The organism is Hymenobacter rubidus (assembly GCF_016734815.1).
GTDB classification, from domain to species: Bacteria; Bacteroidota; Bacteroidia; order Cytophagales; family Hymenobacteraceae; genus Hymenobacter; species Hymenobacter rubidus.
Genome location: NZ_JAERQF010000029.1, coordinates 13,074 through 26,065, shown reverse-complemented (window position 1 = coordinate 26,065; position 12,992 = coordinate 13,074). Strand labels below are relative to the sequence as shown.

The following is a 12,992-nucleotide window of genomic DNA, read 5'->3' as shown; positions in this document are numbered from 1 at the left end:
AAAGCTGGGCAATAGGTGAGGGGCTATCCACGTTGGAATAATTGTGTCATCTCAAACCTATTTCGCTGATGCGTATTCCCTACTTCTTTTCCCGTGGTGCTAATCCCGCACACAAGCCGCCCAAAACCAAAACCCGCGAGTGGGCCGACTCCCTGATTTTTGCCATCGTGGCGGCCACGCTCCTGCGCTGGTCGGCGGTGGAAGCCTACACCATCCCGTCGGAAAGCATGGAGGGCACCCTGCTGGTGGGCGACTACCTCATGGTGAGCAAGCTGCACTACGGCCCCATCACGCCCCAAACGCCGTTGCAGGTACCCCTCACGCACCAAACCCTGTGGGAGAAAGGACCGCAGAGCTATTCCGACCTCATCCAGCTGCCTACCTACCGCTTCCCAGGCTTCAGCTCGGTGCAGCGCAACGACGTGGTGGTGTTCCATGTGCCGCACGAGCAGCAGCGCCCCGCCGATGTGCGCACCAACCTCATCAAGCGCTGCATTGCAGTAGCTGGCGACACGCTGAGCATCCGCAGCGGCCAAGTGTTCCTCAACGGCCAGCCCGGCGCGGTGGCCGGCCGGCCCCAAACTACCTACTTCCTGGAAGTACCCGCGCCCAACGATGAAATCGTAGCGGCGCTGCACGCGCAGGGCGTGGTCGACTACCGCGAGCCCGATGGCGTGCCCCGCGCCATCATCAACCCTGAAACGGGCAAGCCCGGCTTCGTCATCAGCTGCCCGGCCGAGGTGGCCGCCTACTTCCGCCGGCAGCCCTACACGAAGTCGCTGGAGGTGGTGCAGTACCCCGTGCAGCTCTTCCCCGACGTGGCTGACTTCGACGTATCGCAAGCTGCCAGCGCCACCCCCCGCCGCTGGCAGCTCGATGACTACGGCCTGCTGCCCGTGCCGAAGCAAGGCCAGACCATCACCCTCACGCCCGCCAACGCCGCGATGTACTACAAAATAGTGTCGCAGTACGAGCACAATGCCAGCATCACCTGGCAGGATGGCATGATTCAGCAAAACGGCCAACCTCTGACCAGCTATACCATCAAGCAGAACTACTACTTCATGATGGGCGACAACCGCCATAACTCCGAAGATTCCCGCTTTTGGGGCTTCGTGCCCGAAGACCACATTGTGGGCAAAGCCGTGTTCACCTGGCTGTCGCTCGACCCGAATGCAGACCTGCTGCACAAAGTCCGTTGGAGCCGACTGTTCCGGCCCATCGAGTAACCACATACCTCGCATCACAGGTCAACCAGAAAATTGGAGTAAGTGAAACAAATGGGGGTGTTCCGGTATTCGGAGCAATCCCATTTGCCGTTATAGCCTACGCCAGCCCCCGCGTTGGTTCACGTTATTTATCCCTCACCACCTATCATGGAATCATCAATCACCACCGGCTGGATTGGCCTGGGCAACATGGGCACGCCCATGGCCCGCCGCCTGCTCGCCGCCGGTCACCCCGTCGCCGCTTACAACCGCAGCCCCGCCAAAGCCGAAGCTCTCCGCGCCGAGGGGGCCACCGTCGCGCCCACCCCCGCCGCCGTGCTCGATGCCGCGCAAGTCATCTTCCTCATGGTATCGGATGACCAGGCCATCCGGGAGCTATTCACCGGGGAGCAGGGCCTGCTACAGTCCCCCGCCACCGGCAAGCTCATCATCAACATGAGCACCGTCTCGCCCGGCATCAGCCAAGAGATGACCGAGCTAAGCCGCGCCCACAGCCACAATTACCTCGATGCGCCCGTCTCCGGCAGCGTGAAGCAGGCCGAAAGCGGCCAGCTCGCCATCATGGTCGGCGGCGAAGAAGACGCATTCAAGCAAGCCAAACCCTTGTTCGCACACCTCGGCAAGCTGGCCCTGCGCGTGGGCCCCACCGGCGCGGGCAACACCGCCAAGCTTGCCATGAACACGCTGCTCGGTTTCGAGGCTCAAGGCTTAGCCGAAGCCGTCCGCTTCGCCCAGCAGCACGGCTTAGCTATGGAGGATTTGCTCACGCTAATTAAGAACAGCGCCCTCGCCAGCACCTTCATGACAATGAAAGGGGAGTCGCTACTCGGCGAGAACTACCAGGCGGCTTTCGCCCTCAAACTGCTCGCCAAGGACCTGCGGCTAGCAAAAGCAGAAGGGCTGGATAGTCCGTTGGCCAACGTCGTCCATCAAACCTTCCAGGAAGCCGAATCCACCCACGGGGACGAAGACGTCATCGCCATTCTCAAGCACCTGAAGAGGAGCTAGAGGGACAGCCGACCGGTTGTATTTCGGACGGTTCCCACTCGTTACTCAAGAATATTTCAGTCAGGCACTTGCAAAAGCCCCTGGTAGTCTGCTACCTTTGCACTCCCAAAACCTGAGGCTTGCCTCAAAACCATTTGGCAGGTTGCCAAAAGAAACCATTGGCCGGACCGTCGCCGGACGTGCCAAGTAGTCTTAACCGAAATTTCGTTGGTCCCGTTGGGCACCCGGCGAAATTTTCTTATCTTTGCGCTCCGAAAAAAGCGGACGTATTTAATAAATAATGAACACTGACCCCATTGCCGACTACCTGACCCGGGTACGCAACGCCATCAAGGCGAACCACCGGGTGGTAGAAATCCCGGCCAGCAACATCAAAAAGGAAATCACGAAAGTGCTGTACCACAAAGGGTACATCCAGTCGTACCGTTTTGATGATTCGTCGGTTCAGGGCACCATCAAAATCGCCCTGAAGTACAACCCCGCCACGAAGGCCCCCGCCATCACCAAGCTGCAGCGCGTTTCGACGCCCGGCTTGCGTCAGTACGTGGCCGCCGACAACCTGCCCCGCGTCCTCAGCGGCCTGGGCGTGGCCATCATCTCGACCTCGAAAGGGGTGATGACGGAGAAAGAGTGCAAAACCGAGAACGTGGGCGGCGAGGTGCTGTGCTACGTGTACTAGTCCGGAACCGCTTTAGCAAATTCAATTATGTCACGTATTGGTAAACTGCCGATTTCCGTCCCCGCCGGGGTCGCTATTTCGGTCGACAACAACAACGCGGTGACGGTGAAAGGCCCCAAAGGCTCGCTCACTACGCAAGTAGACCGCGACATCACCGTAGCCATCGAAGACGGTACCCTCACCGTAACCCGCCCCACCGAGCAGAAGCGCCACAAGGCCATGCACGGCCTCTACCGCTCGCTCATCAACAACATGGTGACCGGTGTTAGCGCTGGTTTCGAGAAGAAACTCGAACTCGTGGGCGTAGGTTACAAAGCCTCGCTCGTGGGCAGCACGCTGGAACTGGCCCTCGGCTACTCGCATAACGTGTACATCGCCCTCCCCGGCGAAGTATCCGCTACCGCAGTAACCGAAAAGGGTAAGAACCCGATTGTGACGCTGAACAGCATCGACAATCAGCTGCTGGGCCAAGTGGCCGCCAAAATTCGTTCGCTGCGCAAAGTGGAGCCCTACAAAGGCAAAGGTGTGCGCTTCGTGGGCGAGATTATCCGTCGCAAAGCTGGTAAAACGGCTTCTAAATAAGTTCGCATCATGGCATTTGATAAAGCAACTCGCCGCAAGCGGATTCAGCGCATCATCCGCACGAAAGTGTCCGGTACCACGGAGCGTCCGCGCCTGTCGGTGTTCCGCAGCAACACGGGCATTTATGCTCAGATTATCGACGACACGACCGGCCGCACCCTCGCTGCCGCTACGTCGAAAAAAGTAACCGCCGAAGGTGGCAACGGTGTGGCTCTGGCCGCTGCCGTAGGCCGTCAGGTAGCCGCGGTTGCCCTGGAAAAAGGCATCACGAAAGTGGTGTTCGACCGCTCGGGTTACCTCTACCACGGTCGCGTAAAATCATTGGCTGAAGGTGCTCGCGAAGGCGGCCTCAATTTCTAAACTATCATGGCGCAAGAACGCGACAACAATCGTCCTGGCGGAGACCGTCAGCGCAGCAACGACCGCGACCGGAATAAGGATAACTCCCGCATGGGTGCCGACTCCGACTTCAAAGAAAAAGTAGTAGCCATCAACCGCGTAGCGAAGGTGGTGAAAGGCGGTCGCCGCTTTAGCTTCTCTGCCATCGTGGTAGTAGGCGACGGCAACGGCAACGTAGGCTACGGCCTCGGCAAAGCCAACGAAGTAACCGACGCCATTGCCAAAGGCATTGACGACGCCAAGAAGAACGTGGTGAAAGTGCCCATGTACAAGCACACCGTTCCTCACCTCATGGAAGGCCGCTACGGCGGTGGTTTCGTGCTCATCCAGCCGGCTGCTGCCGGTACGGGTGTAATCGCCGGCGGTGCTATGCGCGCCGTGTTCGAGAGCGCCGGTATCAAGGATGTGCTGGCGAAGTCGAAAGGCTCGTCGAACCCTCACAACGTGGTAAAAGCGACGTTTGCAGCCCTCGCCAAAATGCGCGACCCGTTGCAAATCGCTCAAGCCCGTGGTATTTCTTTGGCCCGCGTTTTTAACGGTTAATTGACATGGCACAAATTCAAGTAAAGCTCGTGCGCAGCGCCATTGACCGCCCCGAGCGTCAGAAGCGCACCGTTCAGTCCCTCGGCCTGAACAAACTCAACAGCACCGCTACCCACGAATCGAACCCGTCCATCCTGGGCATGGTGAAGAGCGTGCAGCACCTGCTCCAAGTAACCGAACTGTAAGACTATTATCGTCATGCTTAATCTCAGCAATCTATCGCCCGCCTACGGCTCGACTAAAAACGAGAAGCGGATTGGCCGGGGCGAAGGCTCCACGCGCGGTGGCACGTCGACCCGTGGTCACAAAGGCGCCAAGTCGCGTTCGGGCTACAAGCGCAAGTCCGGCTTCGAAGGTGGCCAGATGCCCCTCCAGCGCCGTGTGCCTAAGTTCGGCTTCACGAACATCAACCGCGTCGAGTACAAAGCCATCAACCTCGATGTGCTCGCTGGCCTCCTCGAGAAAAACAGCGCCACCACCCTGGATGCCGCTTACTTCGTGGCCGCCGGTCTGGTTTCGAAAAACGCCAAAATCAAAGTTCTCGGCCGCGGCGAAATCGCCACCGCTGTGGAAGTTCATGCTCACGCCTTCTCGAAATCGGCTATCGAAGCCATCGAGAAAGCTGGCGGCAAAGCGGTAACGCTCTAATAGCTACCTTCGGCAATGAATAAGTTTATCGAGTCGATAAAAAACATTTTTGCGATTGAGGATTTGCGTACGCGAATCCTCAATACGCTTTTCTTCATTGCCATCTATCGCCTAGGCGTTTACGTGGTGTTGCCGGGCGTTGACCCCACGCAGCTCAAGACCGGCGCCCAAGGCTTGTTTGGCATTCTGGATACGCTGCTCGGCGGCGCATTCAGCCACGCGTCCATCTTCGCGCTGGGCATCATGCCGTACATCTCGGCGTCGATTGTGTTGCAGCTGCTCACCATCGCCGTGCCCTACTTCCAGAAGCTCCAGAAGGAAGGCGAGTCGGGACGTAAGAAAATCAACCAGTACACCCGGATTCTCACGATTCCAATTGTATTGGCTCAATCGGTTGGCTTCATCGCCACGATTAACGCCGAAGCCATCATCAACCCCGGCACATTCTTCACCGTCTCGACCATGATTATCATCACGGCCGGCACGTTGTTCTGCATGTGGCTGGGCGAGAAAATCACGGACAAAGGCATCGGCAACGGTATCTCCATGATTATCATGATTGGCATCGTGTCGCGTCTCCCCGGTGCCATCATCGGTGAGGCCGCAGCCAAAGGCGTGAACAAGTCCCTGATTTTCCTGCTGGAAATGGTGGTGCTGTTCCTCGTGGTAATGGCGGTTATCGTGCTCACGCAAGCAGTTCGCCGCATCGCGGTGCAGTACGCTAAGCAAGTAGGCGGCACTACGCAGCTGGATGCCCAGCGTCAGTTCATTCCCCTCAAGGTGAATGCAGCAGGCGTAATGCCCATCATCTTCGCCCAGTCGCTGATGTTCGTACCCGCCATTGTGGCATCGGTATGGCAGAACCAGAGCGATACCGCCAGCTACATCGGCGTGAAGTTTTCGGACTACACCTCGTGGCAGTACAACCTGACCTTCGGCTTGCTGATTATTATCTTCACCTACTTCTACACGGCCATCAGCGTCAATCCTAACCAGATTGCCGATGACCTGAAGCGGAGCGGTGGTTTTGTGCCCGGCGTGAAGCCTGGCCGCGATACCTCGGAATACATCGATGAAATCCTGACGCGCATCACCCTGCCGGGTGCAGTGGCGCTGGCCCTCATCGCCATCTTCCCCGCGCTAGCGCTGTTGTTGGGCGTAACCCGTCCGTTCTCGGCTTTCTATGGCGGCACGTCGCTCATCATCATGGTGGGTGTGGTACTCGACACGGTGAACCAGGTGCAGAGCTACTTGTTGATGCAGCACTACGACGGCATGATGAAATCGGGTAAGCTGCGCGGTCGCACGGCCCAGCCCATTTCCATTGCCTCGTAATTAGCGCAATGGCAAAAGGTCCGATTCAATACAAAACCGAAGAAGAGATTGACCTCATCCGGGCCAGCGCCCAACTGCTGGCTAAAGCTCACGGCGAAGTCGCGAGCATGGTGAAGGAAGGAGTGACGACGCGGCAGCTTGATAAGCGCGCGGAGGAATTCATCCGGGACAACGGTGGGGTGCCATCCTTCAAAGGCTACAATAAGTTTCCCTACAGCCTGTGCCTCTCGCCGAATTCGGTGGTGGTGCACGGATTCGCCACCGACGAGCCGCTGAAAAGCGGTGACGTGCTATCGGTGGACTGCGGGGTTTTCCTGAATGGCTTTCATTCAGATAGTGCCTACACCTACCCAATCGGGGAGGTGGCGCCGGAAGTGCTGACGCTGCTTAAGGAAACGAAAGCATCGCTGTACAAAGGCATCGAACAAGCCGTGAGCGGCAACCGCGTGGGCGACATCAGCTACGCTATCCAGAACCATGTGGGCCCGTTGGGCTATGGGGTGGTGCGCGAGTTGGTAGGTCACGGAGTTGGCGCGAAGCTGCACGAAAGCCCCGACGTGCCGAACTACGGCAAGCGGGGTTCCGGGCCGCTCTTGCAAACGGGTTTGGTCATCGCGATTGAGCCGATGGTGAACCTGGGCAAGAAGGACGTGGTGCAGGAGGCGGATGGCTGGACTATTCGCACCCGGGACCGCAAGCCTTCGGCGCACTTCGAGCACACCGTAGTAGTTAGAAAAGAAAAGGCGGAGATTCTCACCTCCTTTGAATACATCGAAAAAGCATTGCAGCAGTAGCCCTTATGGCAAAACAAGCCTCGATTGAGCAGGACGGAACCATCCTGGAAGCCCTTTCTAACGCCATGTTCCGCGTGGAATTGGAGAACGGTCACCAGCTGATTGCCCACATTTCGGGCAAGATGCGGATGCACTACATCAAGATTCTGCCCGGCGACAAGGTGAAACTGGAAATGTCGCCCTACGACTTGTCGAAGGGCCGGATTAAGTATCGTTATAAATAAACCCGTTTCCCTTCACAGGTCATGAAAGTAAAAACCTCGGTGAAAAAGCGTAGCGTGGACTGCAAACTGGTCCGCCGTAATGGCAAGCTCTACGTCATCAACAAGAAAAACCCGCGCTTCAAGCAGCGTCAGGGTTAATTCAATTTTTAGAACCCCGGAACCTTGGGTACTGGGTCGTTGGTTGTTAGCCTTCGGCCCGCCTTCCAAGTAGTTGCCGGGTTTCTGTCCGCAAACACATAACCACACACAATGGCTCGTATCGCAGGGGTTGATATCCCGGACAACAAGCGCGGCGAAATTTCGCTGACTTACATTTTCGGCATTGGCCGGAGCAACGCCAGCAAGATTCTGGTAAAAGCTGGCGTCGACGTCAACAAGAAGGTGAAGGACTGGACCGACGAGGAGTCGGGTGCTGTCCGCGCCATCATTGCCGCCGAGCACAAGACCGAAGGCGTGTTGCGCTCGGAAGTAACGACGAACATCAAGCGTTTGATGGACATCGGTTGCTACCGTGGTCTGCGTCACCGCAAAGGTCTGCCGGTTCGTGGTCAGCGCACCAAGAACAACTCGCGTACCCGCAAGGGCAAGCGCAAAACGGTGGCCGGCAAGAAAAAGGCAACCAAATAAATTCACACGGGAATCGGCGCTGGCGGCTGCGAGTAATGCACTTGCGCGGCCAGCGCCAACACCTCCCGCATTTTTTGCGATAACCAAATGGCACAAAAAAGAAAAGACAAAGCCAAGAAGCGCGTTGTCGTGGTGGAGCAGGTGGGCCAGGTACACATTCGTGCCTCGTTCAACAACATCATCATCTCCATCACCAACAACAACGGTCAAGTTATTTCGTGGGCTTCGGCCGGCAAAATGGGCTTCCGCGGTTCGAAGAAAAACACGCCCTACGCCGCCCAAATGGCGATGAGCGACTGCGGTAAAGTAGCCCACGACCTGGGTATGCGCAAAGCCGAAGTATTTGTTAAAGGTCCAGGCTCGGGCCGTGAGTCGGCCATCCGCGCCCTCGGCAACGTGGGCATTGAGGTGACCACCATCCGCGACGTAACGCCGCTGCCGCACAACGGCTGCCGCCCCCCCAAGCGTCGTCGCGTTTAGTTTTCCACTTCAGAAATTAGATTACAATGGCACGTTATACCGGCCCTACCTCAAAAATTGCCCGTCGCTTCAACGAGCCGATTTTCGGCCCGAGCAAAGCGCTCAACAAAAAAGCCTATCCTCCGGGCCAGCACGGCCGCGGCCGTCGCAAGAAGCAGTCGGAGTACGCTGTCCAGCTGATGGAGAAGCAGAAGGTGAAGTACATGTACGGCATGTTGGAGAAGCAATTCGAAAACCTGTTCCACAAAGCAGCAGCTCTCCCCGGCATTACCGGCGACAACCTGCTCGCCCTGCTGGAAGCCCGTCTGGACAACGCCGTGTACCGTTTGGGCATTGCCTCGACGCGTCGCGCTGCTCGCCAACTCGTTGGTCACAAGCACATCACCGTGAACGGTGAAGTGGTGAACATTCCTTCGTACCACCTCCGTCCCGGCGACATCGTGGCCGTGCGTGAAAAGTCGAAGTCGCTGGAAGCCATCACCACGAGCCTATCGGTTCGCAACTCGCGCCAGTTCTCGTGGCTGGAGTGGGACGGCAAGGAGTTGGCTGGCAAGTTCCTCAACGCCCCCGCCCGTGAGCTGATTCCGGAGAAAATCACCGAGCAGCTCATCGTCGAACTGTATTCGAAGTAAGTAACGCTACTGGTAGCGGCCCGGCAATTTGTCGGGCCGCTCTTGTGCGTATACTTCACCCCCATTTTTTACATTTTTTACGCCCCACATATGTCAATCTTAGCTTTTCAGATGCCGGAGAAAGTGGTGATGGAGAAATCCGACGACTTCACCGGGACGTTTGAATTTAAGCCGCTCGAGAAGGGCTACGGCGTCACCATCGGCAATGCGCTGCGTCGCATTCTGTTGTCGTCGCTGGAGGGTTTCGCCATCACGTCGGTGCGCACCAACAGCGTGTTGCACGAGTTTTCGACCATCGAAGGGGTGATTGAGGACATGTCCGAAATCATCCTGAACCTGAAGATGGTCCGCTTCAAGAAAGTGAGCGACGCCATCTCGGATAAAATTACGGTGCGCGTGAAAGGCCAGGATACCTTCTCGGGCGCTGATATTGCCAAGTTCGCCAGCGGTTTCGAAGTACTGAACCCCGACCACGTGATTGCCCACCTCGACCCAAGCGTGGAGCTGGAGTTGGAGCTGACGATTGCCCGTGGCCGTGGCTACGTGCCCGCTGACGAGAACAAGCCGGCTGACCAGGTTTTCGGTCAGATTGCCATCGACGCTATCTACACGCCCATCAAGAACGTGAAGTACAGCATCGAGAACACCCGCGTGGAGCAGAAGACCGACTATGAGAAGCTCGTTATCGAGATTCAGACCGACGGTTCGATTCACCCGGAGGACGCGCTGAAAGGTGCGGCCAACATCCTCATTCAGCACTTCATGCTGTTCTCGGACAACACGATGACCCTCGAGGGCCCGCGCGTGACCGAAGACGAGCCGATTGATGAGGAAACCATGCAGATGCGCAAGATGCTCAAGACTCCTTTGGAGGACATGGAGCTCAGCGTACGCGCCAAGAACTGCCTCAAGGCTGCCGACATCAAGACGATGGGCGAGTTAGTGCAGCTCGAAATTGCCGATATGATGAAGTTCCGCAACTTCGGCAAGAAGAGCCTGACCGAGCTGGAAAACCTCGTGGAAGAGCGTGGTTTGGAGTTCGGCATGGACCTAGGCAAGTATCGCCTGGACGAAGACTAGAATATCGATTAAAGATGTGCTGATTGGCTGGACTTGTCCGGCGGGTTAGCACATCTTCTTTTTTATCCATTTACTATTTCACCAGTGTGCCCAAGGGGCAGCGGTTCTAATGAGGCCTTAGAGGCCCGCCGTGGTCGCCGCCCGCAAGCACACATTTTTTCAAACGACCGATGCGTCACGGAAGAAAAATCAACCACCTGGGCCGGACTACCGCCCACCGCCACGCCATGTTGTCGAACATGTCGTCTTCGCTCATCCTGCACAAGCGCGTTACCACCACGGTAGCTAAGGCCAAGGCCCTGCGTAAGTACATCGAGCCCCTGCTGACCAAGTCGAAAGAAGATACGACGCACTCGCGCCGCATGGTGTTCGCTGCGCTGCAGGACAAAGAGTCAATTAAGGAGTTGTTTGGCAACATTTCGAGCAAAATTGCTACCCGTCCCGGTGGCTACACCCGCATTCTGAAGCTGAGCGATACCCGTCTGGGTGACAACGCTGACATGTGCATCATCGAACTGGTGGACTTCAACGAGACTCTGATTGAGTCGAAGCAGGCTGCTGCTGATAAGGCTGCTGCTGGCACTACCCGTCGTTCGCGTCGTGGTGGCAAGAAGGCTGCTGGTGACAATGTTGCTACTTCGGCTACCGAAGTAAAAGGCGAAGCTGTTGCTCCGGCCGCAGTAGTTGAACAGTCGGCTCCGGCTGATACCGCTACTGAAACTGTGAAAGATGGCGAGAGCCGCGAAGAAGCGAAGGCTGATGAAGCTGGTGCTTAATTCGTAGCAATTGCTGCAAAGTTGAAAGGGACGCTCCGTGAGGAGCGTCCCTTTTTTTGTGCGAAAATTTTAGAGGGAGGAGAGCAAATAAGATTGCCTGTTTGGGCCGGTTCAATCGTTAGCACAAGCCGTGGTAAGTCGCTGCGAAACGTTCTTTTAATATCGTGAGCGTGCTTATGCCGGCTGATTCGCGTACGTTTGCAGCATATTTAACTGTTTACAAAACGACTTGCTATGAGCTTCATCTCGCAAATTCACGCTCGCCAGATTTTTGATTCCCGCGGTAATCCGACGGTAGAAGTTGACGTCACGCTTGACTCCGGTGTCGTAGGCCGCGCGGCGGTTCCGTCGGGCGCCAGCACGGGCAAACACGAGGCTGTAGAGTTGCGTGACGACGACAAGTCCATGTACATGGGCAAGGGCGTGCTGAAGGCTGTGGAGAATGTTAATTCGCGCATTGCGGAGGAACTGGTGGGCTTCTCGGTATATGAGCAGGCACTGCTTGACAAGATTATGCTGGAGATGGACGGTACGCCCAATAAGGCGAACTTGGGTGCCAACGCCATTCTAGGTGTGAGCTTGGCTGCCGCCCGTGCTGCGGCACAAGATGCTGGCATGCCGCTGTACCGCTACATTGGTGGGGTAGGGGCTTCGACCTTGCCTGTGCCGATGATGAACATCCTGAACGGCGGCTCGCACGCCGACAACTCGATTGACTTCCAGGAGTTCATGATTATGCCCACGGGAGCTTCTTCGTTTTCGGAAGCACTGCGTTGGGGTACGGAGATTTTCCACCACCTGAAGAATGTCTTGAAAAAGCAAGGCTTCAGCACCAACGTGGGCGATGAAGGCGGTTTTGCGCCGAACATCAAGTCGAACGAGGACGCTATTAAGATTGTGTTGCAGGCTATTGAAACGGCCGGTTACCGCCCGGGTGAGGACGTGTTCATTGCGATGGATGCGGCCGTGTCGGAGTTCTATGAGGATGGCGTGTACCACTTCAAGAAGAGCACCGGCGACAAGCTGACGTCGAGCCAGATGGTGGACTACTGGGCTGATTGGGTTAAGAAATATCCCATTATCAGCCTGGAGGACGGCATGGACGAGGACGACTGGAGCGGCTGGAAGTCGCTGACCGAGCGCGTGGGTAAGCAGACGCAGTTGGTGGGAGACGACCTGTTCGTGACCAACGTGGACCGTTTGCAGCGCGGCATTGATGAGAATATTGCTAATGCCATTCTCATCAAAGTGAACCAGATTGGTACCCTGACCGAGACGATTGCGGCCGTGAACCTGGGCCGTCGCAATGGCTACAAGTCCATCATGAGCCACCGCTCGGGTGAGACGGAGGACAGCACGATTGCCGATTTGGCTGTGGCGCTGAACACTGGTCAAATTAAGACGGGCTCGGCTTCGCGTTCGGACCGGATGGCCAAATACAACCAGCTGCTCCGCATTGAGGAGGAGCTGGGCGAGGTGGCGTACTTCCCCGGCAAGAAGATGTAATTATTTCAGTGATTCAGAGTATAAACGGCCAATTTCGCATTAGCGGAATTGGCCGTTTGTATTACCTTTATCGCGCAATGAATCTACCTTCCTTCATTAGCCCGGTGTTCCGGGTGGCCCGCAGTTTTTATTTCCTTACCGGCATAGGCTTTTTGGTCTGGATGCTGGTATTCGATGCAAACGATTTGGGCAAGCAGTTCGACATTTATCGTAAATGGCAGGACCTGCGCAACGAAAAACAGTATTACCTCGATAACATTGAGGTAGTGAAGAAAGAGCGAGCCGAACTGATGAGCTCGCCGGCGCTTCTGGAAAAATTTGCGCGGGAAAAATACCTCATGAAACGTCCGGGAGAGGACGTATTCGTGCTGGTGCCGGCTGCAACCGAATAGGCACTGGCCGAAACTATTTACAACTACTTATGAACGGGTAGCCAAAATGCTACTGCCC

The 12,992-nt window shown here is 56.6% G+C and carries 19 protein-coding genes; all 19 read left to right on the top strand.

Annotation, left to right across the window (positions count from 1 at the left end; genetic code table 11):
• The first annotated feature begins 68 nt into the window (after window positions 1-68).
• The 19 genes from lepB to JKL48_RS17245 all read left to right on the top strand — a co-directional run bounded on the left by lepB (window position 69) and on the right by JKL48_RS17245 (window position 12,934).
• Entirely contained in the window at window positions 69-1,229 is a 1,161-nt protein-coding gene (gene lepB / locus JKL48_RS17335; RefSeq protein ID WP_201985288.1) for a signal peptidase I, read from the top strand.
• 147 nt (window positions 1,230-1,376) lie between these two features.
• On the top strand, window positions 1,377-2,237 hold the full coding sequence (locus tag JKL48_RS17330) for an NAD(P)-dependent oxidoreductase (RefSeq protein ID WP_201985285.1): 861 nt from the start codon (window positions 1,377-1,379) through the stop codon (window positions 2,235-2,237).
• 280 nt (window positions 2,238-2,517) lie between these two features.
• Entirely contained in the window at window positions 2,518-2,916 is a 399-nt protein-coding gene (gene rpsH / locus JKL48_RS17325) for a 30S ribosomal protein S8 (RefSeq protein WP_201985283.1), read from the top strand.
• Window positions 2,917-2,943: 27 nt separating this feature from the next.
• The gene (gene rplF, locus JKL48_RS17320; protein ID WP_201985281.1) at window positions 2,944-3,498 is read left to right on the top strand and encodes a 50S ribosomal protein L6; all 555 of its coding nucleotides are present in this window, start codon (window positions 2,944-2,946) and stop codon (window positions 3,496-3,498) included.
• Window positions 3,499-3,507: 9 nt separating this feature from the next.
• Window positions 3,508-3,858 carry a 50S ribosomal protein L18 gene (gene rplR / locus JKL48_RS17315; RefSeq protein ID WP_196291017.1) on the top strand — a complete coding sequence of 117 codons (351 nt, stop codon included), beginning with the start codon at window positions 3,508-3,510 and terminating at the stop codon, window positions 3,856-3,858.
• Between the two features lie 90 nt (window positions 3,859-3,948).
• Window positions 3,949-4,440: a 30S ribosomal protein S5 gene (rpsE, locus tag JKL48_RS17310; protein ID WP_035567955.1), complete on the top strand. Its 492-nt coding sequence runs from the start codon at window positions 3,949-3,951 to the stop codon at window positions 4,438-4,440.
• Window positions 4,441-4,445: 5 nt separating this feature from the next.
• Window positions 4,446-4,625 carry a 50S ribosomal protein L30 gene (gene rpmD, locus JKL48_RS17305; RefSeq protein WP_190925707.1) on the top strand — a complete coding sequence of 60 codons (180 nt, stop codon included), beginning with the start codon at window positions 4,446-4,448 and terminating at the stop codon, window positions 4,623-4,625.
• A gap of 13 nt (window positions 4,626-4,638) precedes the next feature.
• Window positions 4,639-5,088 (top strand): 50S ribosomal protein L15, encoded by a 450-nt coding sequence (gene rplO, locus JKL48_RS17300; protein ID WP_201985279.1) that lies wholly within the window; start codon window positions 4,639-4,641, stop codon window positions 5,086-5,088.
• Between the two features lie 15 nt (window positions 5,089-5,103).
• Entirely contained in the window at window positions 5,104-6,423 is a 1,320-nt protein-coding gene (gene secY, locus JKL48_RS17295) for a preprotein translocase subunit SecY (RefSeq protein WP_196286032.1), read from the top strand.
• An 8-nt stretch (window positions 6,424-6,431) separates the two neighbouring features.
• Window positions 6,432-7,217: a type I methionyl aminopeptidase gene (map, locus tag JKL48_RS17290; protein ID WP_201985277.1), complete on the top strand. Its 786-nt coding sequence runs from the start codon at window positions 6,432-6,434 to the stop codon at window positions 7,215-7,217.
• 5 nt (window positions 7,218-7,222) lie between these two features.
• Window positions 7,223-7,441: a translation initiation factor IF-1 gene (infA, locus tag JKL48_RS17285; protein ID WP_035567874.1), complete on the top strand. Its 219-nt coding sequence runs from the start codon at window positions 7,223-7,225 to the stop codon at window positions 7,439-7,441.
• A 21-nt stretch (window positions 7,442-7,462) separates the two neighbouring features.
• Window positions 7,463-7,579 (top strand): 50S ribosomal protein L36, encoded by a 117-nt coding sequence (gene rpmJ, locus JKL48_RS17280; RefSeq protein WP_046246595.1) that lies wholly within the window; start codon window positions 7,463-7,465, stop codon window positions 7,577-7,579.
• A gap of 111 nt (window positions 7,580-7,690) precedes the next feature.
• Window positions 7,691-8,068: a 30S ribosomal protein S13 gene (gene rpsM, locus JKL48_RS17275; protein WP_196291020.1), complete on the top strand. Its 378-nt coding sequence runs from the start codon at window positions 7,691-7,693 to the stop codon at window positions 8,066-8,068.
• An 87-nt stretch (window positions 8,069-8,155) separates the two neighbouring features.
• Window positions 8,156-8,548: a 30S ribosomal protein S11 gene (rpsK, locus tag JKL48_RS17270; protein ID WP_035567868.1), complete on the top strand. Its 393-nt coding sequence runs from the start codon at window positions 8,156-8,158 to the stop codon at window positions 8,546-8,548.
• Between the two features lie 26 nt (window positions 8,549-8,574).
• Window positions 8,575-9,180, top strand: a complete 606-nt coding sequence (rpsD, locus tag JKL48_RS17265; RefSeq protein WP_196291021.1) for a 30S ribosomal protein S4 — start codon at window positions 8,575-8,577, stop codon at window positions 9,178-9,180.
• 90 nt (window positions 9,181-9,270) lie between these two features.
• On the top strand, window positions 9,271-10,260 hold the full coding sequence (locus JKL48_RS17260; RefSeq protein ID WP_198067467.1) for a DNA-directed RNA polymerase subunit alpha: 990 nt from the start codon (window positions 9,271-9,273) through the stop codon (window positions 10,258-10,260).
• A 170-nt stretch (window positions 10,261-10,430) separates the two neighbouring features.
• Entirely contained in the window at window positions 10,431-11,036 is a 606-nt protein-coding gene (gene rplQ / locus JKL48_RS17255) for a 50S ribosomal protein L17 (RefSeq protein ID WP_201985271.1), read from the top strand.
• Window positions 11,037-11,270: 234 nt separating this feature from the next.
• Window positions 11,271-12,542, top strand: a complete 1,272-nt coding sequence (gene eno / locus JKL48_RS17250; RefSeq protein ID WP_201985269.1) for a phosphopyruvate hydratase — start codon at window positions 11,271-11,273, stop codon at window positions 12,540-12,542.
• 77 nt (window positions 12,543-12,619) lie between these two features.
• Window positions 12,620-12,934 carry an FtsB family cell division protein gene (locus JKL48_RS17245; protein ID WP_201985267.1) on the top strand — a complete coding sequence of 105 codons (315 nt, stop codon included), beginning with the start codon at window positions 12,620-12,622 and terminating at the stop codon, window positions 12,932-12,934.
• Window positions 12,935-12,992: the final 58 nt, after the last annotated feature.

Bases quoted from the DNA above. Each gene is read 5' to 3' on its own strand.
- lepB (WP_201985288.1), top strand. From the start codon at position 69: ATGCGTATTCCCTACTTCTTTTCCCGTGGTGCTAATCCCGCACACAAG.
- JKL48_RS17330 (WP_201985285.1), top strand. From the start codon at position 1,377: ATGGAATCATCAATCACCACCGGCTGGATTGGCCTGGGCAACATGGGC.
- rpsH (WP_201985283.1), top strand. From the start codon at position 2,518: ATGAACACTGACCCCATTGCCGACTACCTGACCCGGGTACGCAACGCC.
- rplF (WP_201985281.1), top strand. From the start codon at position 2,944: ATGTCACGTATTGGTAAACTGCCGATTTCCGTCCCCGCCGGGGTCGCT.
- rplR (WP_196291017.1), top strand. From the start codon at position 3,508: ATGGCATTTGATAAAGCAACTCGCCGCAAGCGGATTCAGCGCATCATC.
- rpsE (WP_035567955.1), top strand. From the start codon at position 3,949: ATGGGTGCCGACTCCGACTTCAAAGAAAAAGTAGTAGCCATCAACCGC.
- rpmD (WP_190925707.1), top strand. From the start codon at position 4,446: ATGGCACAAATTCAAGTAAAGCTCGTGCGCAGCGCCATTGACCGCCCC.
- rplO (WP_201985279.1), top strand. From the start codon at position 4,639: ATGCTTAATCTCAGCAATCTATCGCCCGCCTACGGCTCGACTAAAAAC.
- secY (WP_196286032.1), top strand. From the start codon at position 5,104: ATGAATAAGTTTATCGAGTCGATAAAAAACATTTTTGCGATTGAGGAT.
- map (WP_201985277.1), top strand. From the start codon at position 6,432: ATGGCAAAAGGTCCGATTCAATACAAAACCGAAGAAGAGATTGACCTC.
- infA (WP_035567874.1), top strand. From the start codon at position 7,223: ATGGCAAAACAAGCCTCGATTGAGCAGGACGGAACCATCCTGGAAGCC.
- rpmJ (WP_046246595.1), top strand. From the start codon at position 7,463: ATGAAAGTAAAAACCTCGGTGAAAAAGCGTAGCGTGGACTGCAAACTG.
- rpsM (WP_196291020.1), top strand. From the start codon at position 7,691: ATGGCTCGTATCGCAGGGGTTGATATCCCGGACAACAAGCGCGGCGAA.
- rpsK (WP_035567868.1), top strand. From the start codon at position 8,156: ATGGCACAAAAAAGAAAAGACAAAGCCAAGAAGCGCGTTGTCGTGGTG.
- rpsD (WP_196291021.1), top strand. From the start codon at position 8,575: ATGGCACGTTATACCGGCCCTACCTCAAAAATTGCCCGTCGCTTCAAC.
- JKL48_RS17260 (WP_198067467.1), top strand. From the start codon at position 9,271: ATGTCAATCTTAGCTTTTCAGATGCCGGAGAAAGTGGTGATGGAGAAA.
- rplQ (WP_201985271.1), top strand. From the start codon at position 10,431: ATGCGTCACGGAAGAAAAATCAACCACCTGGGCCGGACTACCGCCCAC.
- eno (WP_201985269.1), top strand. From the start codon at position 11,271: ATGAGCTTCATCTCGCAAATTCACGCTCGCCAGATTTTTGATTCCCGC.
- JKL48_RS17245 (WP_201985267.1), top strand. From the start codon at position 12,620: ATGAATCTACCTTCCTTCATTAGCCCGGTGTTCCGGGTGGCCCGCAGT.